Source organism: Sinorhizobium chiapasense (genome assembly GCF_045277575.1).
Taxonomy (GTDB): domain Bacteria; phylum Pseudomonadota; class Alphaproteobacteria; order Rhizobiales; family Rhizobiaceae; genus Ensifer; species Ensifer chiapasense_A.
Genome location: NZ_CP144207.1, coordinates 27,341 through 51,309, shown reverse-complemented (window position 1 = coordinate 51,309; position 23,969 = coordinate 27,341). Strand labels below are relative to the sequence as shown.

Here is a 23,969-nt window from a genome sequence, read left to right as displayed (position 1 = left end):
TGTGCTTCAAAAAATTTGTAGGTCGCGTGAGCGCGCTTCCCCGTCTAGTTCGCCAAATGCCTCCGGACACTCGTCAAGATCTGTTTCAACACCTCATCACCGTTGGTAGATGTAAGGATTACAGGTTGCAGAGCAGCTTCTTCGGCGATTACGCGGATCTTGTCGCCGGCTGCAACCCGAAACTCATAGTTCTTGTCGCGCCCTTCCCCAAGACTGATTGCCGGATCAAGCTTCGTCATGACAAGCACATCGTAATCTCCGGCGTGGGCGACCGCGATCGAGCGAAGTTCGTCGAGCTGCCGGACCGGCAACGATCGCCCTGAAATCTCGAGAGCCGCATACAAATAGCCCAGCGCGTCGAAAACCGGCCGGTCAACCAGAATGGCTTCATTAGAAAGGGCGGCTTCAGCCTCCTGTCTCATGCCTTCCGCCATTATCCAAGCCGTGCTTTCAAAATTATGCTCTGTCAGTATCGGAAAGCCGCGGTCCCGAGCAGCTTTGGCAAGATCGGCCACCCGACCAATCGCGACTCCTTCCGCGGAGAGGACAGAGTCTAATTGCTTGAGGAAGGTCGATTTCCCGGTTGAGTGCGTGCCGGCAATCCCAACTTTAACTTTCCTCATGCTCATAGAAAGCTCTCCTGCGCCTTGAAAAGAATATCTGCCTCGCGCGAGCGGAAATCGCGCCCTTCTCGATCCAGCGGAGCAAGCAGAGTCGTAAACAGAAGGGCGGTCAGTGCGACATCGAACTGCGCCGAGTGCTGCTTCAGCCCTGTTTGGCGCTCCGCCTCGGCAGTCAGGCCGAGAGTGGCACCGAGATTCTCCAAACTGTAGGAATCGAGACCGGGGCGCAGCGCTCGAGCGAGTTTGAGCGTATCGATCGCTGCTGACGGTTTCCATTCTGGAATTGGTCTGCCAATGGCGTCGAGTTCGACGCGCACGTTGTGCCCGATGATTACCCTTCCATCGGTCCACCTCACGATGTCCTCGGCGATATCGTCGATGCTGGGGGCATCATCGACATCATCGTCTGTGATGCCGTGTATCCGTGTTACTGCCGCGCTGATCGGTCGCTCAGGCTTGACGAGCCAATGGAACGCGCGGCCGCTCGGTTGCAAATTAACAAGCTCCATTAAAGCGATCTCGACAATTTCAGGAGGTGTCGCGCCGTTGCCTTCTACATCGACCACCCAAGCCTTTTCCCACATCATTCCCATCCGATCTCCGCTCGCCCGTGCCGATGCTTTCGATGAGGCTGTGCCCGATCATGGACTTGGAAGTTCAACGCGTGCTGCATGAAATAGCGCTGTGCCTCGGTGCTGCCATTGACTTCCACCCGGCGATCAGAAACCTCAATGCCATCTAGGTCTACCAAGGACACGACACGGGCGAGGCTCCGAACAGCTTCCAAATCAGGTTTACGGTGGTGCTTTTCGCAGATCTCACGCTGGGTCTTAGGACAGATGTCGCAGATTTCGTTTATCCCGAAATGGCCGTTGAAATCTGCGATGCTGTGCGCGAAGGCGACCCCGCACGACGTCTTGCGGAAAATCGGCCTCCCCTCGAAACACGCTAAAATCCGACCTTCGGCCTCACGGGGCAGAATCTTCCGTCGCGCTATGTCCGCATAAAGGTCCGGCACCCCGGCTTCTCGAAAATATGACCGAATCTCCTCTCGATAGAAAAGTCCGGTGAAGACCGTGGCGTCAGCGAATTCCGCAAGACGGCGCGCCGCCGCGAAGTGTTCGGTCGTGTCATTCAGGTCCGAGATGATTGGGCGCCAGTAGAGGATCTTCTTCACGCGCGAAGCCGAACTGGCCAGCACCTCCAAGCTCCTTGCGGCGATCCCAGACGAAACCGGCTCAATCCGCTCATCGTCAATTCCCGACCATGTCACCAAGATCGTCAACTTCAGGTTCGTGAGCGCCTCAAGTCGTTCGACGTCTGCCGGCTCAATTTTCCATCGGGTGATCACTAAGACGGGATTCCTGAAGCCGCGACTATCAAGAGCCTCGAGGGTTCTAAATAGATGCTTCTTCACGCCGGGAAGGAATGGGTCAGTCGCCCGGTTGAAGATCTGTATCGGGGTGGTGTGCGCGCGAAATGCCCAATGGCTTATCAGTTCACCTACCGCAACCTCGTCGTCGACAATGAGATGAGGTCGTTTCATCGCGAAATTATCGAACAGGTGACGTACGCAATAGCCACAATCAAGCGGACATCCGACGATGTGGTTTAGACTCAGGCCAGATTTTCGATAATCGATGTAATTCCGCAGGCTTGAGGGTAGATTGTCCGGCGCACGGCGCACGGGCTTTGCATCCAAGATTTCAATTTTAACCATTCATGCTTCCCCGGCACACAACCTGACACTGAACGACTGCTGTGGAAAGTTCAAGAGTGCTGTTTGGGATTTGCCAGTAGTGTACTTAAGTCCGCGTCAAGCTTCTCTTGCCCCACCTTTTTATTGGGGATCACGGATCTGACACCCTCCGCAGGTTGCGATTCTTGGTGATAGTGTCGAGAGATGCAACCGATTCATCTTTTTTACTCTTGGCAAAGCGACCGCGGCAGCAAGGTGTGTCGGAATTTCATTCGCCACGCGCTTGAGGCAGCCATCGCGAACCTGAAAGGTGCCCACGGTATCGAGATTTATCTCGACTCGGATACGTCCGGTGTGCCGGGTACTCCCCATGTCAGTGACACGATCCTGCGCAAAATTCGGGAATGCGATATCTTCCTCGGGGACGTCACATTCGTCGGTTCCACGTCGAACGGCAAGAAAATGCCGAATCCGAATGTAATGATCGAGTTCGGCTACGCCCGGGGCGTCCTCACAGACAGGCAAATTCTGCTCTTGATGAACGCAGCCTTCGGCCCAGCCCAGGAACTTCCCTTCGACCTGGCGCATTTGCGCCATCCGACGCAGTATTCTGTTCAAGAGGATGCAAGTGATGGCGTCCGTCGCGGACAGCGCACCAAGCTCGCGGAGATACTAACCCACCACCTCAAGGCAATCGTGGACGATGTCCTGGCAACAAGGGCGTCCCGCAAGCCGAGCGCAGATACTATTGCTCCCGCCCATGCCGTCGTCACCAACCTTATCCAGATGATTAACCGTGGAGAGACACCGGCCATCGTCCCAGGCCCACGCCTGGTCGTGAAACTCGTGACAGCGGAAGCCGCGACTACGGGCTCGGTTACTCCCGGATCGATAAGTTCAATACGACCGAAATTCATTCCCGCTCGTTACAGCGAGAGCACGGCTGAAACCAATTCGAGGGAGTGGTCTGAATTCGATCCGCCTCGCTTTGTTCAAGGGAAGCCAAATCCGGAATCGCGATGGTACCTTCGCGTTCTACGCTCGGGAGCAATAGACGCGGCAATCACGGTTGGGGAGCGGATCGATGATGACAAGGACATCTTGGTCGACATCGAGCCGCTGGAGGCCCGAGTTGTGGAGATGGCCAAACGGATGGGAGAGATAGCCTCTGCAGTCGGCGACGGCGGGCCCTTGGTTATCCACGCGGCTCTAGAAGGATTGGAGGATGTTCGGTTGGGTGCCCAGCACAAATCTAGCAAGCGGCTGGGCACTCCTTTCGTCCATCTCGGAACCGTCGATATGCCGTCAACATCTTCAATATCTATCGAAAATTTGCGACAGATGCTTGATGCCATATGGCTGGCGGCCGGTTTCCCTGATGGGTCACCGCTCTACGGTGATGGCATTACTGACGATCTGCGAGAAAAAATGCTTGTTGCACCAGAAGTCATTTCCGGACGAGCTTGACGTTAAGGCCGCTTGATCAGTTCACGTCAATATCGTCACGCAACCATTTCAACAATGCGGCGGTCCGCTCCCAATGCGAACGCCTGGGGGAATAAAAGGATGACGACGTGCTGACCACTGAGCGAACCTATAGACTGGAAGGCGGACCCAAAGCTCTGACTTGGGACCGCTATAGCGAGCTGGTGCAGCGCGATTGGCGTGAGCTGCTCGACGCGGCGGATGATCACGACGAGGCAGTTTTTCAGAAGTTTCTTGAAACCCATCCTTGCATGGTTCCCGGTGGCCAAAGTATGTCAGGGCCATCAGGCCACAGCGCGTTTCCCGCGGCACTGATCACGCAACCATCCCTGCCGGGCTTTAACGAGCACATCCCAGACTTTCTATGGATCGCCACCGACAGTCTGCACATCTATGCGGTTCTGATTGAAATCGAGGCCCCGAAGAAGAGGATGTTTACCAAAGGCGGCCAGCCTACCGCGCAGTTCACGCAAGCACAGACTCAAATCGCCCGCTGGAAAAGCTGGTTCGGCGAACCTGCAAACCAGACATTGTTCTGCAACCACTATCTGATGGATGCGTTGCCGCGCTGGCGTACATTCATCCCGCAATATGTCCTCATCTACGGTCGCCGGTCTGAAATCGAAGGAAACGCTCAACTTAATCGGCTTCGAGCGAGGCTCAGCCGGGATGGCGAGCACTACATGACGTTCGATCGGCTGCACCCGATAAAGGACCATGATCAATACATGACCGCGAAGTTTCGGTCCGGCCGCTACGAAGCCGTGGCCATGCCCGCAACACTGGAGATGGGGCCGCTCTGGGCGCCAAATCGGTCGAAGATTGAAGGCAAAGATCTCGTCGTGGATCGGACACCCTATATGGCGGATGACCGGAAGGAATTCGTCAAAGCGCGTTTGGGCTACTGGGACAAATGGGCGGCCGACGGTCGAACCGGGTTGATGGGTATCGGCGACGCTGAGTAACGTGAGTTCGCGAAAATAGGGCCGCTACGGAGAGCGGCCCCATCTTCATTTCGACGGAAGTTAAAATCTATCGGATTCCCGATGTCATGCATCGTGACCGGCCGCACCCGAAGCCATATCCCCCTCTGGCTTTCCGAAGGCTGTCGCCAGGCTCCGCCTTTGGCGCGACGGCGTTCAGAACGGGCAAGATGATAACGCTGCTACACAACCATCCTCAGGCGTTCAGCGTCCAACCCAACTCCAGGAGCGACAAAATTCACCCGAGCTACAGCTGCAAGATCGTTGCAATCAGCGCAGGCGCCTTGCTTGCGTTGATGCGGCCGCTTCCGACGCTATTGCGACGCATGCGCCAACCAAGACATCGAGTACCTTCTCCAGTTTCATGAAGTCGTAAGCGCCGCGTCGATCTTCTTTACCTCGGTACCCGAGGAAGTCGTTCATGAACTGTGTCTTCCCTTTTAGACTTCCCTGGTATGACCCGACTATGTCGTTAAAGCCGCCCCATTGGACAACCACGTCTGGAAGTCCGCGCCGGGACAGATCCAAGTAGCATTCGAGTGACGCTGCTCGTCGATTAATATCGCCCATCGCTGGACCGGTCGGCCCCGTGGTCGGAAATCTTGAGAATTCATCGAGATTGGGTAGGATGCAGACGCGATAGCTTGTGAGCAGCTTGAGCTCATTTGTTTTGCCGTAAGCTGCAAAACCTTCTGCATCATTATCGTAGATGGCCACCACATTTAACGGCACCCTCATGGCCGCTAAACCCTGCATGAACTTATGAAGCTGGCCTGTGCCGGAAAACGGATAGCCTTCTTCCATGTCTATGTAGCGGAAAAAGTCAGCAATCTGCGGACGAAGCAGGCTGATTGCATGCCGAAGCATCGCCGCATCAGACCCGCCTTCAGTCACAATCAAGAAGCAATCCTGATCGCGGCGCGAGCAGGTGAACTCCTCCTCACTTGCGTAACCGTTGGACACAAGGGGGCCATAGTCCCAAGTCACGAGAGCGTTCAGGTTTCGTGGATTTTCAGCGAGCAAGCGCATCACACTGTAGGGGTGGAATCCGCCTAGAACATACTCTGCACTGGTGCTCTGCGAAAAAACGGTATCCGGCTCATATGACCGGCCGGCATAGTCCCAGGCATCGTGCCAGGGCAGGCGCTCCATAAGTTCCTGGGCCAGTATCCTGATTGGCCGTTCGTCGTCCTCGTCTATCGCGGTCGACAAGGCGCTCGGGTCGAGTTCAGCCGCTATCTCGAGTATCTCATCGAAGGAGAAGAAGCTGAAGCTCGGCTCCGGCTCGTCGGCATCTTTGGCATATTCGACCCTGCGCCGCATGTTGATATCGACAGCACTCTCGTACTCTTGTCGAGCCACGCTCAGCGTATGGCCGAGCATCTCAAGCCGAGGCAATACCTCCGATAGCGTTGTTTGAAAGCCATTCGGGCATTCGTACGCATAATCCTGGTCACGTTGGATCACCTTTCGATCCTTTTCGTGAAACAGGCGACCGTGATCGATCCCAGGATCGTTCTTCGAACCAATCAGCTCCATTTTGCCGATATCGAGAGTGATGTAAGTTCCCATTGAAGATTACCCCTCGCCGCCCCGGCTCCGCTGCGATCATCAGTGAGATCGAAGTCAGAATTCGGCCATCTTGAACAGCCGGCCAGCTTGTCCGCTATCGTCCAGTCGGAGGATTATCTCGTCATCTGCGAAGGCAACGAGCTTACCCTTGGAATCGCGCGGTAGATCAGACGCGATGACTGTCATGATATACTGAAGCTTTCGGTGGCTGACCTGCTCGCGGACAAGCTCGAGGAAGGCCAGCTTCTTTCGATCGTCGAGAGCTTCAAACATTCCGTCGTGATACACGAAATGAAAGAACGGAATGTCCTCGTACACGCGCAGCAGCGCCAGGTCGAACAAGGCGCAGATCAGCTTCTTGTAGCTGGTGCCCTCGCCTTGGCTAGAGGCAACGCCCTTTTGCCCGGCAAGACCCAGGCTGATCTTATAATCAAGATTGTTGTTAGAGTTAATGTGAAAGAAGAAAATACCTTCGTGACTGAGCACCTTTTGACAGTATTCGTTAAAAATCCTAGCGAATCGTTCATAGATCACCGTCGGCTTTTCAAGCATAGCCTTGATCTCGTCTACTACCCGGCCACGATCACGCTCAGCCTCGCGGACCTGCCTTGCAGTTTCCGCCACAGCCTCAAGCTTTTTGCGTTGCTCGCCAAGATATACAAGCTGCGCCTTCTGTTGCGTGACGTCCTTCTGCAAAGCCTTGAATTTGTCGAAGGTGTCCGTCGAGCGAAGAACCTTAAGACGCTCAACTCGCCGAGCATCAAGCAACGTCTTTTGACCTTCGGCAGCCAATAGCGCGACCTCGAGCTCCTTGCGGCGCTTACGCAAGGCGGCATTTCGCTCTTGGGTGACCTTCTTCTTAAATTCCACGAGCTCGCCATACTGCTTTTTGAGCTGCGTCGGAAAATGAAGCTTTGCTTCATCAAAGATCGATTGAACTTCGCCTAGATCGAACTTGTCCTTATGGCTGAGAGAGGTGTCGATCTGGCCAATATCGTATCGTGAATCGTAGATCTGCTGATTGAGCGAGGCGATCTCGTCCTCAATGGTGTCGACGAGCTCGCGCATGATCCGACGTTCTTCATCGTCGAAGCGGAAGGCGTCGAGCTGCCCCTCCAAATCCTCGACATGCTGATGGAGGACCCCGAGTTCCGCCGTCAGTTTGGGAAGGTCCTCTTCTTTGAACTGGACCTCAGACTGCTGTTCAGACTGCTTTTCCTGAAGTTTCGCAATGCGTTCGTCCAGCTCGTATTTTCGGGTGATCGGGTTCTGATTGAAGCCAAAAAGATGAGCGACAAACGGTTTCCAATGAAGATCACGCCCAGCCTGGAACTTCTGCAGCTGCAGTTCATCACTCCAGTCGCCCTGAGAGCGCAGGAAGTAGGTGATTGCCTTTCTGTAGTCGTAAGGTTGAAGCGCGCGCAGATCGAGCCATGCGTCGAGAAGCTTGATCGCTTCATCGATCGGCAAATCTGGATGATCCCAGACGTCGTCGGCAGCACCGTCAAAATTTTGATCGGGATCTTTATGACGGGAAAGGGCGACGCGCGTGGGTGCAGCAACACTACGCCTAATCGTGGCATACCCACCACCGTTCAAGGCGATCTCGAGATAAAAGACAAAATCGGCGAAACGATCCCGATGTTTGTAGAGAAAGCTGTCCTGCGACCATCCCTTCAACATCAGGAAATCGATCAGCTGCAAGAGCGTGGTCTTGCCGAGATTATGCGAATCTTTCTTTCGATCCTTAGGATGCTTGACCTCGCCGAGCACGATGTTGAGCCGACCGGCATTGGCTTCATGATTGAACCCGATCGGTGAAAGAATGTCAGGCAGGTTTGAGTAAAGGCGACTGATTTGCATTGTCAGTCAGCCTTGTATTCGAGAGTGTCGTTCTTGATGTGGTACTCTGCCTTGCCCAGCAAAAACAGCAGGTCGAGAGCGGGGAGGAAGGAAAGTTCCCCGTCCGGGCCAACTCGCCGGATGACAACGCCGCGCAGCTTCTCAAACTCGCAAACGCCGCGCTTTTGCAGCTCCTTTAGGACAAGCGAGAACACGCGCAGCAGCGAAGTATCGAGGTTCAGGTGCTTCTTAGGCGTCAGCATGGACGACATCTTCGTTTTCCTCCAGCTGTTTGATCCCGATATCGCAATTGAAATACATGTAGTGCAGCAGGATCGAAATCAGGCGTCGCTTGCCCTTCAAAACGTCGCGCTTCTGCTGAATTTGCTCATACATGAATAGGAAGATGTCATCGAACGCTCCGAACTGGGCGCGCTTTGCGATTATCTTCTGCTTCAGCTCGTCGGCGGCGTCGTGATACAGCGCTGCGAAATCGTCATTCCTCGGATTTTGGAGGAATTGCGCCACTCGGTCGAAATGCGGCATGGATTGCGCGACGATGACTTGGTATAATACTCGTCCGAAACCCCGTTGAGCTTGTTTTTCAACGGCATTTTCAACTTCTCAAAGTCGAATGCACTCTCAAAGGCGCTTTGCCCGTCATCCTTGGTGTAGGAATGGAGCGCGCCGATTACCTCAGCCAGATCGTCTGGATTGAAGCGAAAGGGCGAAGGATCGAGCAGATTCGGCAGTGTTTCGCGGATATCAGGATAATCGTCGAGTGCTAGATGAAGACGCTCGACACCAACGATGTGGGCGGATGTCACACCGAGCGCCTTGAGATCCTTCATATATTTCTCATCCGCACCGCCGGTATATTTTCGGTTGGCGAAAACGAGGTAGTGATCGCAGATGCCCTCACCATTAAGGCGCTTGATCTTCTCATGTTCCTTCGCAAGCAGCCCTGCGAAATCGGGATCAGAGCATGATTTGTTTGGCGCAGCGATATGCTTGGCCTGCAAGACGAAATGCCCAGACAGCGGTGAAGCCGTGCTTGGAAAGCTGTTGGCGGTCCCGTGGAACTTTCCGTCACGGCCGCCGTCCCGTCCCCGGGCAAAGGGCGTTACACCCTCGCCGAGCCAACGCACGCAAATGCGTACGACGAGTCTTTCGAACTCGTCCTCATTTAGCTCGTGGAGTCTGTAATCGCGAGGCAGCATAGGACCAGATTTGCAAACAAAAGTTGAATATAACTCTAACGTTTTTGGACTATCCGAGCGCAATTGCGTTTGCAACGCCCACGGTTACCCGTTTAATGGAATCCTGACATATCAAGAGGGCTGGGCCACTAGATCACTCCCCATGCCCGAAACCTCCCCCTGCCCGTCATCTCGCGAAGCCCCAGCTCCAAAACGGTCCGCCGCGCCGCCTGCGGCGTCATGTCCAGCGTCTTGGCCACCATCCCGGCCGACACCAGCGGTTTTGCCATCACCAGCTCGACCAGCTCCGGTAATTTTGACGACGTCCGGCGCCCTTCCAGTTTTCGCTCCATCATAGTGCGCGCCAACACCAGCCGGTCGTGCTCCTTCATGCCGATCTCGGCAGCTGCCAAAAACCCCTGGGCGATGGCAAGCAGCCGGGTTTCGCGATCGCGATGCCGGCGCCGATCAACCGCAATGGCTTTCAGGCCGAAACTGATGGCGGCGAGGTGAGCGCCTGACGTGATCCCGGCCTGGCGCAGGATCGAAGCACAAAACAGCCGGCCGAGCCAAGGCGCGTGTTGCAGCACCGCGAGTTGGTTCCAAGAGTCGAGGGCGACAATCGCCTGCAGCACTGGCGGCAGATCACCGCTCATCGCCAGCACGCCGCGCCATTCCTCAAGACGCTTGTCCTCGTCCCAGTCGAGATCGTAAACCAGCGGATCCTTTTCGGCCCGAGCGCTTTTGCCGGGGCCGGTTCGCCTTGCCTCTTCAATGACGGCGTCCGATCGGGCGAGCACCGCGTCGATCTCGGCCAACTCGGCGTCGAACGGACTGGAATTTTGCTCGGATGCGTCCTCCCCCTCCCCTGCTTCCACGGAAGCAGGATCCGCCGTTGCCACGACACTTCCAACAGGGCTCTCGGCGCGAAGGGATGCTGGCGATGCCTGCCGGAGCGTGCGGAGACCGTCGGGGCTCAGCGCCCAGCTAGGCGGCTGCGCCGCGATGCGCCGGCGGCTGCGGAGCACGTCGCGGGCAATGGTGAGTTCGTGCGTCGGGGTGCGAATGTCGTGGCCGGCCTCGTGCAGCACCAGGTCCTCGAGATGGACAAGTTCGCCGTCGATCCACAGCGAGGCACAGGCATCGGCGAAATGGGAGCGTTCGATCCACCCTTCCCCAACCGGCGAACGGGCGATGCGCTCGTCGAGACGGGCGAGCGCGACGCCGGCGTCGGAGATTGGCCGCAGCAGGCTCTGGATCGGCAATTTGGCGAGATCATAAGGCATTGAAATCATGGTAAATGATTTCTTACACGAACTCTATCTGAAAGTTAGAGTTCTACACTTGGTATGGCTGCTGGGAGCTGTGTCACTATCGATAGTTTTCAGGTATCGATAGTGATGGATCTGGGTCGCAAATCGCCTATGTCGATCGTCCTGGATGAGCGGAAACGCCTCGTTTTCCGGGCTTTTCGGCCGATTTCGGCCATGTTGACCGGACTGCCCGCAGCGTGGATCCAAGCGTCGCCAGCCGCGCGACCTCCATCATCTCCTTACCGAAACGTCCCCCGAGCCGCTGTCGCGAGCTTTTCGCTCTTCGGCACTCTCGAGAAGCCTTGGTTTTCCGGCATTTCCGCCACAGAGGGCCGCTGGTGCGCATTTGCCTGTACTCCCGCTCCGTTGCTCATCCGACGCAGCGTTTCGAATCTGGCGGCCCGCTATTCAGCGTCTAAAACACGCTTGCAACTGAACAATTTCTCGCGCACTCCTTATCTGTACAAAGCACTCAAAACGAGGCCGTAAAAAAAGCGCGATGGCGAAGCGACCAACAGTTAACGTCCAACAGCCTCAGAAGCGGCTGATCGGCTACGCCCGCGTCTCGACGGACGAGCAGATCCATGACGCCCAGCTCGACGAGTTGCGGGCCGCCGGCTGCGATCGGATCTATCAGGAGCACGGCTCCGGGGCATCGCGCGCTCGCCCAGTCTTGACCAAAGTGCTCGGCCAGCTCACCGCGGGCGACGTCCTCATCGTAGTTCGCCTCGATCGGTTGGCCCGATCGGTGAGCCATCTGCTGCAGCTGATCGAGGATCTTGAGCAACGCGGCGTGCATTTTCGATCGATCCGGGATCCGATCGACACCTCGACCCCACAGGGCATGTTTTCCCTTCAGGTTCTCGGCGCGGTGGCGCAGCTCGAAAGAGCGCTGATTGCGGAGCGCACCAAAGCCGGCATCAACGCGGCGAAGGCGCGCGGCAAGCTTCCTGGAAACCCCGGCCTGCGAGAACGACGACCGGAGGCGATCAAGGCAGTCTCCAAGGCACGCGAGAAGCTGTATCTCGATGAGCTCATTGCCTCCGCGCAGACATGGCTGCCGATGGTGCGGCAACTCCGGCCTCAGCACAGTTGGGACAATGTCGTGCGCGTGCTCAATCGCCGCGGTCACGACTGGACCGTCGAGCGCCTTCGTCGCGCCGTTCATCGCCTGGTCCGCGAAAAGCTCGCGGAAAAGGAACTCCTGGTGCGATCCCCTCGCCGCGCCTCCGAGGACCATCTGATGAAGCTGGTGGCGGCGATCACCATCGCCGATCCCGACCTATCGCTTCGCGACATTGCCGCGCAACTGGACCAGATGGGAGAACGGCCTGTGCGCGGCGGCAAGAAATGGCAGCCCTCCTCCGTCCGGGACCTGCTGGACGAAGCCCACCGATTTGGCCTCATCCGCCGCTGAAGGGCATGGTTCATAAGGCGACCGATGGCACAGTGCCTTTTCTTACCGCTGTCCGATGGCATAGGCAGGATCTGCTGCGCCAGGCGACGGTAGTCGCTCGGCCCGCAGCTTCAGCTCAGTGCCGTCAGCCTGGAACGCGGCGGCGGGTTCTTCCGGTCCCTGCTCGCTCTCCCCTCCCCGAAAGTTCCTGAACGCCTCATGCAGGAACGGCGGAGCAGCTCCATCAGGCCCGGGATCTCAGCGATGGCAACCAAACCAAATGTGATCATTCGCTGATGCGCTGAGCCACGGTCAGCTGTCAGTAGACTAATCGCGTTCGTATCGTTCCAGGAATTTCGCGTAGGGCCTGAAGAATCTCGTCGGCATTTGCGGAAATTCCTTCGGCCTCGACCACCACATAGCCCGTGTCGCCATGTGTCTGAAGGAACTCAGCGACGATGTTCAGCCCGCGCGATGAGAAGATCTCGTTGAGCTGGATGAGCATGCCGGGGCGGTTTTCATGTACGTGAATGAAGCGCGTGCCGTTCGGACGCTCGGGCAGCTGCACCTGCGGAAAGTTGACGGCGCCCATCGTTGAGCCGATGTCGGAATACTCGACCAGCTTCCTCGAAACTTCCCCGCCGATGCGCTCTTGGGCTTCCTCAGTGGAGCCGCCAATATGCGGCGTCAAAATGACATTGCTCAAGCCTTGCAACGGCGTCTCAAAACGCTCGTTGTTCGATGCCGGCTCCTTGGGGAACACGTCCACGGCGGCGCCCGCTAGATGCCCGTCTTTCAGGACTCTCGCAAGCGCATCGAGATCGACCACCGTTCCGCGAGAATTGTTGATGAAGATGGCGCCCTTCTTCATGCGGCGCAGTTCGGTTTCGGTGATCATGTTATGCGTCGAGGGTGTTTCGGGAACGTGCATTGTCACATAGTCAGAGATTTCGAGAAGGTCGCCGAGCGAGGCCATCGACTCCGAATTGCCCCGGCGCAGCCGATCGGAAAGATCGAAGTAGCGCACGACCATGCCCATGCTTTCGGCAAGCGCGCTGAGCTGCGATCCGATATTGCCGTAGCCGACAATGCCGAGCGTTTTGCCGCGGACCTCCCGGCTGCCGACAGCGGACTTCTCCCACCCACCTTGATGCGCGGAAGCCGAGCGCGGAAAGATCTGCCTTGTCAGCATGATAATCTCGCCGATCACAAGCTCGGCCACCGATCGCGTGTTTGAATAAGGTGCATTGAACACCGGAATGCCGCGCCGCCGCGCTGCATCCAGATCGACTTGGTTCGTACCGACGGAAAAACAGCCAACGGCGATCAGTTTCTTGGCGGATTCGAAAATCTCGTCCGTCAGCTGCGTGCGGGAACGAATGCCGATGATATGAGCGTCGGCGATGTGGCGCTTAAGATCCTTGTCGTCAAGCGCCTTCGGCAAATGAATGAGGTTGGTGTAGCCGGACGACGAAAAGTAGTCCACCGCGGTCTGGCTAATGCCTTCCAGCAGAAGCACGGAAATTCGGTTGCGTGGGAGAGAAAGTTGGCGGCTCAAAGTGTTGCTCCGATTTCCGAAAGGCCGATGTGGCTTCGGCGCCTATGAAGGTTTAAGCGGCCGGACAGGCCAATATCAACACCCTGATACCGCGAACACGTATCGCGGTTTTCCATGCTTCCTACCCAAAGGTTAGCAACGAAGGATGACCTCCGCTTCGCCGTCCCTTCGACGAGCCGCGCGGCTGATCATCATGACTACGAGCCGAAGAATGAATCGGCTCGCTTCTCAAACGACTGCCAGTCTTCCAGTTCCGCCTCCGACCTATCGTGTCGGTCATCGGTCGATGCTGTCCTCCCCCAGGCTTCAGCGCTTCGTCAACGACGCCATCTCTCCCTTCAAGCGATGCGAACGTTGCAAGTCAGCGGCGTGCTCGACGTTCTGGCGAGGATCGTAGAACACCCCGATCGCCTCGCCGGCTGCCTGTCGTGACGCCTCCAAGTGTTCTTTCAAGCCCTCCAGCTCGCTCTTCGCTGCAAAATACTGTCGCATCACCGTGATAAGTTCGCGGTCACTGGCGCTGATTTCCACGATCCCTCCTCCCGGAATTTCCTTGGGCCCTGATCTGTCAGATCGGCATAGCTTAACAGTCGCTTCGCGATGGTACTATCTGGCTTTCCTACCCGCACCAGGGTTCGCCCGCATTAACGCCATCAGCATCGGCCCGAGCGAAAACTCCCCTCGCCGCGCCTTCGCCGTCAGATCCCGAAGATAGCCGCCGGCGGAATTGATGTGCCCTGCCCTTTCGAGAATGCAGGCGATCGTCGCCGCGGCGTTCTCAGGCCCCATTACATCGCAGGCATCCTGCTAGGCGCTCGGGCTCACGCCAAGCATCAATTGACCGCGCGTTCGCGCCGGTACATCACCAGCCGCGAGATGCCGACCGTCTTGGTCGACAGCATCGCGTCTCGAATCACCGAAAAGCCTCCTCGCCGACTGGATCGTCGGGCACAAGAAATTGCGGCCGATCGAACCAGAGCCATTGGATGCTGTCGGCTGGCACGAACCTGTCGATGTCGATGGTGCGCGTGCTCTCCAGACCGACGGCCTCCAGCAGTACATAGTCGTCTTCGCCGCGCTGATAGCCTTTATGTCCTGGTCGACGGGTTTTCCGCTGACTGCATCGACATATCTCGATTCGACGCGGTTGCCGGTCTAGCGGTTGTGCGTATGAAAGCGGACCTTTCGTTTTTGCTGACCGCCGGCGTCATCGCGACCGGGCAGGGTGCCCAGCGATAGTTTTAGGTAGCCTTTCCAGAAAGCGCGCGGCGCCATGGCATGCGTCCTCATCGCTTGCGAGTTTCAGACGATGGAACCGACAAGAGCACTCGATTGTTCCCCTGTTCCAGCGATCGGCAGCCACGGGGCGTTTCACATGGAGGAGGGGGTGGATGGTCGACATAGCCTGCGAGACCTTGTCAGCTGACAAGGTTTCTGAACATTGTTCCGCCAACATCGATCCAACGATGCCCCCCAGCATCCTGTGCTTCGACTCCGAGCTCGAAGACGAGGGTCTTCAAGCGGCGGTCCGCCAACGCCAGCAGTGTTCGAACTTCTGGCACGAGTTCCGTCTGAAAACCTTGTCAGCTGACAAGGTTTCTAGAAGGGGCGTCCTCTACTGCTTAACTGCATTGTATGCGTCGGCATTCCGCGCTCCGGATCCGTTAAAATAGCTCCCGAGAACCGCGGGCCACTTTCTCCTCGGGCGCCATGTTGTCTGCCCCGGACAGGACAGGGTAATGATCGGCACACTGGATCCGCGGGCCGTCTTTGAATCCCTCCGCATCGCCCATTGTAGATCGACCACCGATACGGTGTAGAAGGCACTGTCGCGCGACGATCGGCATTCCGAAGGCCAACTCGGGCCCGTTCCGGGGCGGCCGACGCACAATGCCATGCCGAGGCAAATCCATTCTCTCATTGTGGTGCTCTCCCAGGCGAGCCGCTCGCAGTCAAACCGAATGTTCAGTCGCAGCTCAGTAGGGTAGGGGCCTGGCTACGAGCTCCCTAAGAAGACCATTGACCCCGATGGACCGTTTAGAGACGGACGAATGCCGCCCCACGGGCATCGCTATGCCATTTGCGCCCACAGGCAAGTGACGGAAGCTTTGTGCGACCTAGTTTCCGTATCCGCGAATTCTATATAGTTAACAGTTCATTACTTGGCAAACATGCTTCTGTGCAAGATCGTCTTCCGATCTTCCGATGTCCACTGTGGCTTTTACTCCCCGACTTCAATTGAAGCGTTAAGCCGAAAACCCGGCCCGCAACCTTTTGAAATAACCATTGCGTGGGACAGGGGAGTGGCCTTTAAAGCCCAGCCCCCCTTGGCGAGCTTGCTGCGGAAACGGTCGCGCCGCTGATGTTCGCGCGTCAACTCAGCCGGAGCGTGCCCCAGCTGTTTTTGAAAGTAGCGTTCCTCGGTATCGGTCGAGGGCGGTAAGGCTGGCGCGCAGCGAATTACCGATCCGATTGCCATTTCCGTTCAGTCGGGCTTGAAGCCGATCACCATCGAGTCCGGGCCCAGCAACGGCTCGACGCGTGTGGACACGAAACCGGCGTCGCCCATCCAGGCCTGGCAGTCGGCGCCGGTGTAGTCGAACCCTCCGCGGGTCTCGATCAGCATGTTCAGGCTCATCAGCAGGCCGAAGGCGTTGCTGCGGCGCTCGTCGTCGATGACCGCGTCGTAGACGATCAGGGCCCCGCCTTTCGGCAGCGCGGCGAACGCCTTTTCCAAGAGCATCCTCTTCTCGGCAAGATCCCAGTCGTGCAGGATATGCCCCATCACGATCACATCCGCATTCGGCATCGGGCCGTCGAAGAAGTTGCCGCTTTGGAAGCGGATGCGGTCAGCGAGGCCCTGCCGGGCGATAAACTCGTCGAATATCGGCTGCACGGCGGGCAGGTCGAAGCCGATGGCCTGGAGATGCGGATGGGCTCGCGCGATCACCACCGGCACCATGCCCTGCGCCGCGCCCACATCGGCGAAGGTCGTGTATTTCGACCAGTCGAACCTGGCGGCGATCGCCTGCGCCGCACCGGCGCTGATCCCGCTCATGGCCTCGAGGAACCCGCGCAGCCGTGCCGGCTCCGCATAGATCGCGGCGAAGAAGTCCTCGCTGTGCTTGGCTTCGTTCTGCGGCTCTCCGGTGAGCAGGGCTTCGGTAAGCGAGGCCCAGAAACGATAGAGCCGGGCATTGGCCATTTCGAGGATGCCGCCGATATAGGACGGCTTCGCCTTGTCGAGGAAGAGGTCCGTATCAGGGGCATTGCGATAGCGGCCGTCCTCGCGTTCGAGCAGCTTCAGGGCCACCAGGGTGTCGAGGAAGTCGCGGGCCGAGCGGGGATGCAGTTTCAGCCTGGCCTGTAGGTCCGGCAGGTCGGCCGGGCCGGCCGCGAGCTCGGTGAAGACGCCGAGCTCGACCGCGCTGAGCACGGCCTTGGAGGCCCAGAACGCCATGCCAAGCTGCATGATGTTGTCCGGCGTCGTTGCGCCCATCGCTCGTCTCCTCGTGGATCGTGTCGTCGAACGGCATCTAGGATTGGTGCTGAAACCGAAGCGGTCCGGCAGCGCTGCAAAACCGGACGTCCCGTCTCGAGGCACCCAGCAAGGGAAGATAGAGCGTTCTGCGATGGGGTGCTATTAATCAAGAATGACTAGCGACGAGCCCAACGGAAAAGCGAGACGCGTGATTTCAGGTGACAGGCAGAATTGCCCCCAGCGTCGTGCTGATGATTTCCTCGATCCCGCCCGGAAGCTGCTTGCGGGTTTCGGTGGGCGGGGCAATAACGTCGTGATTGTCCGTTCGACTCGATACCGGCCTACCAGATTGTAAATCTGGCGGAATGGACAGCCGCAGCGTCTCCCGCCGCTTGGCTGCCCCGCACATTCCGGGCCGTCTATCGCTTAGCACCTAATCTGGCGTTGTTCGCACAGCGTCGGAGACGACCTCTTTCTCAGATTTGCGGATTGCAGACCCTCAAAGCCTCTTCTACCCCGCTTGTCGCACCATACCGCCTCCCCGCAACAGGGCCATCAACATCGGGCCAAGTGAAAATTCGCCGCGCCGGGCTTTGGAGGTGAGGTCGCGCAAGTACCCACCCGCAGAAGTGATATGTCCTGCCCGCTCAAGAATACAAGCGATGGCAACTGCGGCGTTTTCCGGGCCCATAACCTCGCAAGCATCCTCATAAGCGCTCGGGCTCACCCCCAACATCGAGCGCACCACCACAGCAGCTGCCATCAAGTCACGCCAGCTCGAGATCTCACCGCCCTGACCGTACATCACAATTTCGGGGCAAGCCTGCAGCACCATCCCTAAAGGAAATGCCTTCAACGGCACGCGTCCCCGTCCCTTATCTCGTTCGGCCTTCGCCCCCAGCTCTTTTCGAGAGCTAGGTTCAGATTCATGGTGAGATTCGGTATTTGAATTCTGTATGTGACGCCCAATACGAGCATCATTGCTGCTCATATTTTCGGAAATATCGTGTGCATCCAACGAATTGACGATCTCCTCGCAAAGGAGGTCCATTTCATCGAGGATTGTGGTCAGGTCGCTCAGCGAGGGTGTTCGCGGAATCCGGGCAACGAGAGCCACATACATGTTTTCAATCTTGCCCCAGTCGCCAGCCGCTCCCTCTTCCATCGCCGCCGATATCAGCTTACGGGCGTCCCTCCGGCGGATGGTGAGCGCCTCCTTGGTCCGGCGAAACAATGCGCGCTCTGCGGCCACCTGCTGGGCCATCTGCGCAAGCTCCTCCGATCGCGCGAGCAGAGGGGAGAGATCGAACCCGAACGCATCCTCGATCTCACCAGCCCGGTCTTTCCGGACGTAGCGCTTTCCATTTGCACTGTCTTTGCGAACAATCAGACCGGCGTCAACGAGCGCTGCCAAGTGCCGCCGCAACGTAGCGCCGGCGATGCCGTGCGCTCTGATCGATAACTGAGCGTTCGACGGAAAGACGATGAGAGATGCTCCCTGGCGTAGATCGGTCTCGGGATAGAAACTCAGGAGCGCGTCAAGGACCGCGAGAGCTCGATCCTGTAGCCCCATAAGCGTCCTGGCTTCACAGGCGTCTCGAAACACTTTCCATTTGTCCGCCGATTTGTTCGACCTGATCTCGGCGGATGCCACTTGTCGCTTCACCAGCGCAAGTGTCATCGGCCGCCGCCCAAAAGGCGTCGTCACATTTCCACTCTGCATTTTCCTTCACCTCTCAAAAGGCAAAAGAAATCCGCTCACCAAAATTCGGTGCCAATGACTCTTGACTGGGATTCGTGGAAATGCGATTCTCAGATTGTCCAGATATGAGAGAGGCTTCCACGACGGCAACGTTTGGGGGCCTTTTTCTTTTGCGAGTAGTCCTTTCGTCTTCCTAAATCGACGGTGCCTATTGGCAGCTATCAGGGGTTTTGATTTTCACGTTCCCGAGAGAAGCGTTCAATGAGGGCAGGGAGCTCGTCCCCAACGAATTTAACAAACTCGACACCGAGAGGCCCGTCCGCCGAAATCCGAAACTCCTTGGCCGATATCTTCCAAGCACCCAGTCTACGGCCCTCTGCGTCTGAAATCGCCGTGCTCTCATGAACGACTTTGCTCGATGGCTTTATCACGTCGAAAGCGCGCTGGAAGCGCCGATCGGAAACAACTGAGCCGTCGGGTGCTTTCGAGAGGATCTCACGGGCTGCGGGGAGGGAGTCTGGATTGTCAGCTATCGTTTTTGCAAACTCGAGCCAGCGGGGACGTCCCACTTTGGGCGCACGGCCGATTGCTTCGATCACGTCGGTCGGAACTGATCGATAGACCGTGCGCATCTTGGCGAGCTCTGGGTCATCAATCGACAGCGCCGCTTTTATGTCACGGGGCTTAACTCCCGCGTCATCCATCCGTGATGCGAACAGCGCACGCTCGATCCAAGTGAGATCCTGCCGGCTCGCATTCTCGATGCCTTGCGCGACGACGAGGTCTAGGTCTGAAATCTCCACTTCGATGGCGCGAACGGGTTTGCCGAGTTGCTTCGCAGCAAGCCACCGTCGATGACCGTAGACGATCTGATACCGGCCATCGGAGGAGGGGTGCTTTCGGACCTGAACCGGGACCTTCTGTCCTTCAGTCTCAATCGAGCGCTTAAACTCCTCGAAGCCTGCCGGGTCATCGTCCGGAAGCCTGTCCGGGTAAGGGGAGGGGTCGACCAGCGAAGGATCAAGCTCTCGAACCGCTCCCCCGCCTGACTCGACCAGCGCCTTCAACCGGTCTCGCTCCGAGCGAATATCATCGATTGCCCGGTGCGCTGCACCGATAACACCGGCGCCCACACGGGGCGATGATGGAGTAGGGGCGGCAGACTGCGGCCCGTCTGCAAGCTTGTTCTCTAGTTCTGCGGACAGCAGACCGAAGCTCGCCACAATCGATTTGCGAGAAGACTTGCTCATGTCCGCCCCCAGCTGTCGTTGATAAGCCGGATTATTGCTTCATTGACCGCGTCAACGGCTTCACGCGCGCGTTTGTGGGTATCCCGCCCGATCTGACCCAGTTCGAGTTCGTATATCGAACGTTTCGCCAGACCCGCCGCTTCGACGGCGGTACTTTCGATGGCAGTGGGCAATAGCACATCGTCCCCGAACATGTGCCGGAGCATTGCGACGACCTGCGACTGTGGCGCATCGTTGGGGTCATGTCGCGTCACCAGATATCGGATGAAGTCCTGATCCAGTTGAGCACCGCTCTCATTCAGAACGCTAATCAGATCGCCCATCATGAGAAGAAACTGGCTCATCGACGCCACATCCAGCATGGCTGGATGCACCGTTATGATCATACTAGTCGCCGCATATATCGCGCTCAGGGTCAGAAAGCCTAGCGAAGGCGGAGTATCGAGGATTACGACGTCGTAATCAGCTTCGACTTCTGCAAGAGCCAGCTTCAATCTCTCGAAAAAGATCGCACCCGAGCCCGACTTGTTTGCCAGGACGCGGGGAGTTTCATGCTCATACTCCATCACTTCGAGATTGCCTGGGATTAGGTCTATCCCGTCGAAATAGGTCTTGCGAATGATGTCGCGGATCGGTCGCCGCGCGCCTTCGTCGTATCGCAAGGCAGCATAAATGGTTTCGTTCGAACCAACGTCTACTTCCGGCTGCGCGCCGAACATGGCTGACAAGGATGCCTGAGGATCCAAGTCGAGCGCAAGGACACGATAGCCCTGAAGAGCCAGATAATGAGCGAGATGGACGCAGGTCGTGGTCTTTGCGCTGCCACCCTTGAAATTGGCGATCGCAAGAACCTGGAGATGCTCGCCCGCACGTCGGCGAGGAAAAATTCGTAGCGCTTCTGATGGTTTCAGGTTCGCGAACAGCTCGCGTAACTCATTTATCTGGGCCAGTGTGTAGGCGCGATGGTTGTTTTCGAGCCTGCTCGGGACCGGTCCACGACCTTCCCTGGACATGTGCTTCAGCGTGGAATCGGGTATGGACGTCAGCTTCGACACTTCGTTGATCAAGAACGAACGAAGGCTTTTCTCCGACTTCGGAGGATACATGCGCGTTCTGAGCTGCTGCAATTGCGCTGACAGAAGCCCTGCGTGGCGCGTGATTTTGCTGCCCGCGTCTTCCTTGGTGCCAACAACTGATTCAACTCGGTTCGCTATCGCCATCTGTTCCTCTTGGCGGCCTACTGCCGATTTACCGGCCTTTGCCCGACAAAGATAGAACACGATTCTCCTGACCGGTCCAGAAGATTAGGGTTAACAAAGGCTTAACGGCGCTCAGATGAACACTAAGAGCTTTTTGGCATTTTCCTCTTTGCGTACCGATGCTTAGGCTACTCCGCCAATCCATCTGATCCCTAATTGTTCTCCTGTGAATCCTACAATCGGGCCGGGTCGCGCTTCCTGTTTTCCACTCCTTTCGGACCCGGCCACCCCACCAAACCTTGTCGAATCCTACAACTGCCATCCCATTTCGATTCGTGCTGATTTCTCACCGGCCATCAACGACGGAGAAATTCATGCAGATTCTCGCCATTTCGAAGCCCCGAAACAGCGAAGAGACCCGGCTTCTCCACAGTCATCACCAACTGCGTGCACGCGTCTTTCATGATCGACTGGGCTGGGAAGTGAATGTTGCCGACGACTACGAATCGGATCGGTTCGACGAACTTCAACCAACGTACATCCTAGCCGTCTCCGACGCCGGGCAACTGGCAGGCTGTGCTCGACTCCTGCCAGCGCTTGGCCCGACCATGCTGTCGGACGTTTTCCCTTCACTTCTTCCCTGCGGGCGATTGGGCGCCCATCCCACGATGATCGAGAGCTCGCGCTTCTGCGTGGACACCTCCCTTGGCGAGGGAAGGGGAGACGGCGTGATACACGAGGCAACGCTCACCATGTTCGCGGGGATCATCGAATGGTCTGTCGCGAACGGCTTCACCGAAATCGTAACTGTAACGGATCTTCGATTTGAGCGGATCCTCGCCCGTGTCGGATGGTCGCTTCAGCGTTTTGGTGAGCCCAAGAAGATCGGCGCGACCATGGCCGTCGCGGGCACGCTGCCTGCGAACTCGGACACATTGCTGAAGCTCCGCCCCGCCAACTACCAGTCTCAAATCACCAGCCCTTCTGGCCAACCTGCGTAAGGAGAAGTCTGTGACACAGCTTCGCTCTCATCCGCGCCTCGTCCGCAAGCTTCAAGAGGCGCTTGGCGACCAGCTCTGCGTTGCTTTGGACGATAGCAACGTCGTCGAAATCATGCTGAATCCCGATGGTAAGTTGTTCATAGAGCGGCTGGGCCACGGCGTCGCGCCCGCTGGCGAGATGTCGTCGGCTGCGGCGGAAATGGTGATTGGGACGGTTGCTCACGCACTGCAATCCGAGGTGGACACCGATCAACCCATCATTTCCGGGGAGCTTCCGATCGGCGGTCACCGCTTTGAAGGCTTGTTGCCGCCCGTGGTCGCAAAGCCTGCGTTCACCATTCGCCGTCGTGCGTCGCGCCTCATTCCACTCGATGACTATATACGCACCGGCGTGATGACGGAGTACCAAGCCTCGACGATCCGCAGCGCAATTGCCGCGCGTCTGAACATTGTAATTTCCGGGGGCACGGGTTCCGGCAAGACCACACTCGCGAATGCCGTGATCGACGAGATCGTGAAGAGCGCCCCAGAGGATCGCCTCGTCATTCTTGAGGATACCGCCGAAATTCAATGCGCGGCCGAGAATGCGGTTCTTCTCCATACGAGCGATACGGTCGATATGGCGCGGCTGCTGAAAAGCACGATGCGCCTCCGCCCAGATCGAATCGTCGTCGGCGAAGTGCGCGACGGTGCTGCACTCACATTGCTCAAGGCATGGAACACTGGTCATCCCGGTGGCGTGGCAACCATTCATTCGAACACCGCTATGTCGGCCCTGCGCCGTCTTGAGCAACTCACCGCCGAGGCCAGCCAGCAGCCGATGCACGAGGTGATCGGAGAAGCGGTCGATCTCATTGTGTCCATCGAGCGGACGCCACGGGGTCGACGCGTTCGCGACGTCATCCAGGTCGAGCGCTTCGTCCACGGCCAATACGAAATTGAATCCGACCAGCTCACCGAAGAACAGGAGACGCGCCATGTCGCGTAAGCATGCACTCATCGCCGTCGCGCTCATCGTAGCGCCCACCTTTTTTGCCTCTGTGGCGCCGGCGCTGGCCAGTTCCGGCGGTGGTGGTCTCCCGTGGGAGGGACCGCTACAGCAGATCCAGGAGTCGATTACTGGTCCGGTAGCCGGCGCCATCGCGCTGGCCGCGGTCGCAATTGCCGGCGGCATGCTGATCTTCGGCGGAGAGCTCAACGATTTCGCGCGGCGGCTGATGTATATCGTCCTCGTCGCCGGCATCCTGCTCGGTGCCACCAGCATCGTCGGCCTTTTCGGCGCGACGGGCGCCTCGATCGGCCTCCCAGACAAGCCGGTCACGTCGGACGGGCATAAAGCAGAAGGGGAGGGGGCTCATGGCTGAGTCCCTATCCGGCCTGCATCGCAATCGTATCCATCGTGCGCTTTCGCGTCCAAACCTCCTGATGGGCGCTGACCGGGAACTAGTTCTGCTCACGGGTCTCGCCTCCGTAATCCTGATTTTCGTGGTGCTGACCCTCTATTCCGCGCTTTTCGGGATCGCCGTCTGGATCGTCATCGTCGGACTGCTCAGGATGATGGCGAAAACCGATCCGCTGATGCGGCAGGTCTATATCAGGCACATTTCCTACAAGCCCCACTACAAGGCGACCACCTCTCCTTGGCGGCAGTATTGAGGAAGCTGGC

General features: G+C 57.6%; 23 protein-coding genes and 3 pseudogenes. 8 read left to right on the top strand and 18 right to left on the bottom strand.

Translation table 11 applies throughout. From position 1 onward, the window contains the following. Nucleotides 1-44: 44 nt before the first annotated feature. The 3 genes from QM996_RS31395 to QM996_RS31385 are packed head-to-tail and all read right to left on the bottom strand — an operon-like array spanning nt 45 to nt 2,343. Nucleotides 45-629: a DEAD/DEAH box helicase family protein gene (locus tag QM996_RS31395; protein ID WP_500270556.1), complete on the bottom strand. Its 585-nt coding sequence runs from the start codon at nt 627-629 to the stop codon at nt 45-47. Beyond that, entirely contained in the window at nt 626-1,210 is a 585-nt protein-coding gene (locus QM996_RS31390) for a 3'-5' exonuclease (protein WP_334141973.1), read from the bottom strand. Before QM996_RS31390 ends, QM996_RS31395 begins: the two co-directional genes overlap by 4 nt. Beyond that, nucleotides 1,207-2,343 (bottom strand): radical SAM protein, encoded by a 1,137-nt coding sequence (locus QM996_RS31385; protein ID WP_334141972.1) that lies wholly within the window; start codon nt 2,341-2,343, stop codon nt 1,207-1,209. The genes QM996_RS31390 and QM996_RS31385 overlap by 4 nt, the downstream gene beginning before the upstream one ends. Before the next feature lie 183 nt (nt 2,344-2,526). Between QM996_RS31385 and QM996_RS31380 the strand changes: the two genes are divergently transcribed. Further along, the gene (locus QM996_RS31380) at nt 2,527-3,789 is read left to right on the top strand and encodes a hypothetical protein (RefSeq protein WP_334141971.1); all 1,263 of its coding nucleotides are present in this window, start codon (nt 2,527-2,529) and stop codon (nt 3,787-3,789) included. A gap of 107 nt (nt 3,790-3,896) precedes the next feature. Next, nucleotides 3,897-4,772: a Shedu anti-phage system protein SduA domain-containing protein gene (locus QM996_RS31375; RefSeq protein WP_334141969.1), complete on the top strand. Its 876-nt coding sequence runs from the start codon at nt 3,897-3,899 to the stop codon at nt 4,770-4,772. 288 nt (nt 4,773-5,060) lie between these two features. Here QM996_RS31375 and QM996_RS31370 read toward each other — a convergent pair whose 3' ends face one another. The 6 genes from QM996_RS31370 to QM996_RS31345 all read right to left on the bottom strand — a co-directional run bounded on the left by QM996_RS31370 (nt 5,061) and on the right by QM996_RS31345 (nt 10,698). Then, nucleotides 5,061-6,362 (bottom strand): HEPN/Toprim-associated domain-containing protein, encoded by a 1,302-nt coding sequence (locus QM996_RS31370; protein ID WP_334141967.1) that lies wholly within the window; start codon nt 6,360-6,362, stop codon nt 5,061-5,063. Between the two features lie 54 nt (nt 6,363-6,416). Further along, nucleotides 6,417-8,225 carry a DUF2326 domain-containing protein gene (locus tag QM996_RS31365; RefSeq protein WP_334141965.1) on the bottom strand — a complete coding sequence of 603 codons (1,809 nt, stop codon included), beginning with the start codon at nt 8,223-8,225 and terminating at the stop codon, nt 6,417-6,419. A gap of 2 nt (nt 8,226-8,227) precedes the next feature. After that, complete coding sequence (locus QM996_RS31360) at nt 8,228-8,476, bottom strand: ABC-three component system middle component 8 (RefSeq protein ID WP_012478041.1); 249 nt, start codon at nt 8,474-8,476, stop codon at nt 8,228-8,230. Further along, nucleotides 8,454-8,750, bottom strand: coding sequence for an ABC-three component system protein (locus QM996_RS31355; protein ID WP_334141956.1), 297 nt, complete (start codon nt 8,748-8,750; stop codon nt 8,454-8,456). The genes QM996_RS31360 and QM996_RS31355 overlap by 23 nt, the downstream gene beginning before the upstream one ends. Next, nucleotides 8,660-9,424 carry an ABC-three component system protein gene (locus QM996_RS31350; protein WP_334141954.1) on the bottom strand — a complete coding sequence of 255 codons (765 nt, stop codon included), beginning with the start codon at nt 9,422-9,424 and terminating at the stop codon, nt 8,660-8,662. Before QM996_RS31350 ends, QM996_RS31355 begins: the two co-directional genes overlap by 91 nt. A 128-nt stretch (nt 9,425-9,552) precedes the next feature. Then, entirely contained in the window at nt 9,553-10,698 is a 1,146-nt protein-coding gene (locus tag QM996_RS31345; RefSeq protein WP_334141952.1) for an RHE_PE00001 family protein, read from the bottom strand. Nucleotides 10,699-11,215: 517 nt separating this feature from the next. On the opposite strand from QM996_RS31345, the gene QM996_RS31340 reads away from it, so the two are divergent. Beyond that, the gene (locus tag QM996_RS31340) at nt 11,216-12,133 is read left to right on the top strand and encodes a recombinase family protein (RefSeq protein ID WP_334141951.1); all 918 of its coding nucleotides are present in this window, start codon (nt 11,216-11,218) and stop codon (nt 12,131-12,133) included. 298 nt (nt 12,134-12,431) lie between these two features. Here the strand turns inward: QM996_RS31340 and serA are convergent, their stop codons facing one another. The 4 genes and pseudogenes from serA to QM996_RS31320 all read right to left on the bottom strand — a co-directional run. Next, nucleotides 12,432-13,670, bottom strand: coding sequence for a phosphoglycerate dehydrogenase (gene serA, locus QM996_RS31335; protein ID WP_334141950.1), 1,239 nt, complete (start codon nt 13,668-13,670; stop codon nt 12,432-12,434). A gap of 306 nt (nt 13,671-13,976) precedes the next feature. After that, the gene (locus QM996_RS31330) at nt 13,977-14,201 is read right to left on the bottom strand and encodes a hypothetical protein (RefSeq protein ID WP_334141948.1); all 225 of its coding nucleotides are present in this window, start codon (nt 14,199-14,201) and stop codon (nt 13,977-13,979) included. A gap of 75 nt (nt 14,202-14,276) precedes the next feature. Continuing rightward, a pseudogene (gene repC, locus QM996_RS31325) lies at nt 14,277-14,504 on the bottom strand (replication initiation protein RepC); the annotation flags it as partial. A gap of 5 nt (nt 14,505-14,509) precedes the next feature. Next, nucleotides 14,510-14,945 (bottom strand): annotated as a pseudogene (locus QM996_RS31320) (Ku protein); the annotation flags it as partial. Nucleotides 14,946-15,061: 116 nt separating this feature from the next. Between QM996_RS31320 and QM996_RS31315 the strand changes: the two are divergent. Continuing rightward, on the top strand, nt 15,062-15,343 hold the full coding sequence (locus tag QM996_RS31315; RefSeq protein WP_334141947.1) for a hypothetical protein: 282 nt from the start codon (nt 15,062-15,064) through the stop codon (nt 15,341-15,343). Between the two features lie 653 nt (nt 15,344-15,996). Here the strand turns inward: QM996_RS31315 and QM996_RS31310 are convergent. From QM996_RS31310 to repA, 5 genes and pseudogenes are all read right to left on the bottom strand, one after another. Then, a pseudogene (locus tag QM996_RS31310) lies at nt 15,997-16,135 on the bottom strand (integrase); the annotation flags it as partial. A gap of 20 nt (nt 16,136-16,155) precedes the next feature. Then, nucleotides 16,156-17,169: a methyltransferase gene (locus QM996_RS31305; RefSeq protein ID WP_334141946.1), complete on the bottom strand. Its 1,014-nt coding sequence runs from the start codon at nt 17,167-17,169 to the stop codon at nt 16,156-16,158. 493 nt (nt 17,170-17,662) lie between these two features. Continuing rightward, a complete protein-coding gene (gene repC / locus QM996_RS31300) occupies nt 17,663-18,874 on the bottom strand; it encodes a plasmid replication protein RepC (protein WP_334141944.1) in 1,212 nt (403 codons plus the stop codon). Nucleotides 18,875-19,074: 200 nt separating this feature from the next. Beyond that, nucleotides 19,075-20,103 (bottom strand): plasmid partitioning protein RepB, encoded by a 1,029-nt coding sequence (repB, locus tag QM996_RS31295; RefSeq protein ID WP_334141942.1) that lies wholly within the window; start codon nt 20,101-20,103, stop codon nt 19,075-19,077. Continuing rightward, entirely contained in the window at nt 20,100-21,323 is a 1,224-nt protein-coding gene (repA, locus tag QM996_RS31290; RefSeq protein ID WP_334142262.1) for a plasmid partitioning protein RepA, read from the bottom strand. Before repA ends, repB begins: the two co-directional genes overlap by 4 nt. A gap of 353 nt (nt 21,324-21,676) precedes the next feature. Between repA and traI the strand changes: the two genes are divergently transcribed. From traI to QM996_RS31270, 4 genes are read left to right on the top strand one after another with little or no spacing between them, the layout of a single operon-like run. Next, nucleotides 21,677-22,303, top strand: coding sequence for an acyl-homoserine-lactone synthase (gene traI, locus QM996_RS31285; protein WP_334141940.1), 627 nt, complete (start codon nt 21,677-21,679; stop codon nt 22,301-22,303). 10 nt (nt 22,304-22,313) lie between these two features. Then, nucleotides 22,314-23,291 (top strand): P-type conjugative transfer ATPase TrbB, encoded by a 978-nt coding sequence (gene trbB, locus QM996_RS31280; RefSeq protein WP_334141938.1) that lies wholly within the window; start codon nt 22,314-22,316, stop codon nt 23,289-23,291. Next, nucleotides 23,281-23,667 carry a TrbC/VirB2 family protein gene (locus QM996_RS31275; RefSeq protein WP_334141936.1) on the top strand — a complete coding sequence of 129 codons (387 nt, stop codon included), beginning with the start codon at nt 23,281-23,283 and terminating at the stop codon, nt 23,665-23,667. Before trbB ends, QM996_RS31275 begins: the two co-directional genes overlap by 11 nt. Further along, nucleotides 23,660-23,959 carry a conjugal transfer protein TrbD gene (locus QM996_RS31270; protein ID WP_334141934.1) on the top strand — a complete coding sequence of 100 codons (300 nt, stop codon included), beginning with the start codon at nt 23,660-23,662 and terminating at the stop codon, nt 23,957-23,959. Before QM996_RS31275 ends, QM996_RS31270 begins: the two co-directional genes overlap by 8 nt. The last annotated feature ends 10 nt before the right edge of the window (nt 23,960-23,969 follow it).

Excerpts from the sequence above, each read along its gene's own strand:
- QM996_RS31345 (WP_334141952.1), bottom strand. The coding sequence starts at position 10,698 with ATGATTTCAATGCCTTATGATCTCGCCAAATTGCCGATCCAGAGCCTG.
- QM996_RS31275 (WP_334141936.1), top strand. The coding sequence starts at position 23,281 with ATGTCGCGTAAGCATGCACTCATCGCCGTCGCGCTCATCGTAGCGCCC.
- repC (WP_334141944.1), bottom strand. The coding sequence starts at position 18,874 with ATGCAGAGTGGAAATGTGACGACGCCTTTTGGGCGGCGGCCGATGACA.
- QM996_RS31385 (WP_334141972.1), bottom strand. The coding sequence starts at position 2,343 with ATGGTTAAAATTGAAATCTTGGATGCAAAGCCCGTGCGCCGTGCGCCG.
- QM996_RS31340 (WP_334141951.1), top strand. The coding sequence starts at position 11,216 with ATGGCGAAGCGACCAACAGTTAACGTCCAACAGCCTCAGAAGCGGCTG.
- repB (WP_334141942.1), bottom strand. The coding sequence starts at position 20,103 with ATGAGCAAGTCTTCTCGCAAATCGATTGTGGCGAGCTTCGGTCTGCTG.
- QM996_RS31315 (WP_334141947.1), top strand. The coding sequence starts at position 15,062 with ATGGTCGACATAGCCTGCGAGACCTTGTCAGCTGACAAGGTTTCTGAA.
- QM996_RS31355 (WP_334141956.1), bottom strand. The coding sequence starts at position 8,750 with ATGCCGCATTTCGACCGAGTGGCGCAATTCCTCCAAAATCCGAGGAAT.
- QM996_RS31270 (WP_334141934.1), top strand. The coding sequence starts at position 23,660 with ATGGCTGAGTCCCTATCCGGCCTGCATCGCAATCGTATCCATCGTGCG.
- QM996_RS31390 (WP_334141973.1), bottom strand. The coding sequence starts at position 1,210 with ATGATGTGGGAAAAGGCTTGGGTGGTCGATGTAGAAGGCAACGGCGCG.
- QM996_RS31370 (WP_334141967.1), bottom strand. The coding sequence starts at position 6,362 with ATGGGAACTTACATCACTCTCGATATCGGCAAAATGGAGCTGATTGGT.
- QM996_RS31360 (WP_012478041.1), bottom strand. The coding sequence starts at position 8,476 with ATGTCGTCCATGCTGACGCCTAAGAAGCACCTGAACCTCGATACTTCG.
- QM996_RS31395 (WP_500270556.1), bottom strand. The coding sequence starts at position 629 with ATGAGCATGAGGAAAGTTAAAGTTGGGATTGCCGGCACGCACTCAACC.
- QM996_RS31380 (WP_334141971.1), top strand. The coding sequence starts at position 2,527 with ATGCAACCGATTCATCTTTTTTACTCTTGGCAAAGCGACCGCGGCAGC.
- repA (WP_334142262.1), bottom strand. The coding sequence starts at position 21,323 with ATGGCGATAGCGAACCGAGTTGAATCAGTTGTTGGCACCAAGGAAGAC.
- QM996_RS31365 (WP_334141965.1), bottom strand. The coding sequence starts at position 8,225 with ATGCAAATCAGTCGCCTTTACTCAAACCTGCCTGACATTCTTTCACCG.
- QM996_RS31350 (WP_334141954.1), bottom strand. The coding sequence starts at position 9,424 with ATGCTGCCTCGCGATTACAGACTCCACGAGCTAAATGAGGACGAGTTC.
- QM996_RS31305 (WP_334141946.1), bottom strand. The coding sequence starts at position 17,169 with ATGGGCGCAACGACGCCGGACAACATCATGCAGCTTGGCATGGCGTTC.
- traI (WP_334141940.1), top strand. The coding sequence starts at position 21,677 with ATGCAGATTCTCGCCATTTCGAAGCCCCGAAACAGCGAAGAGACCCGG.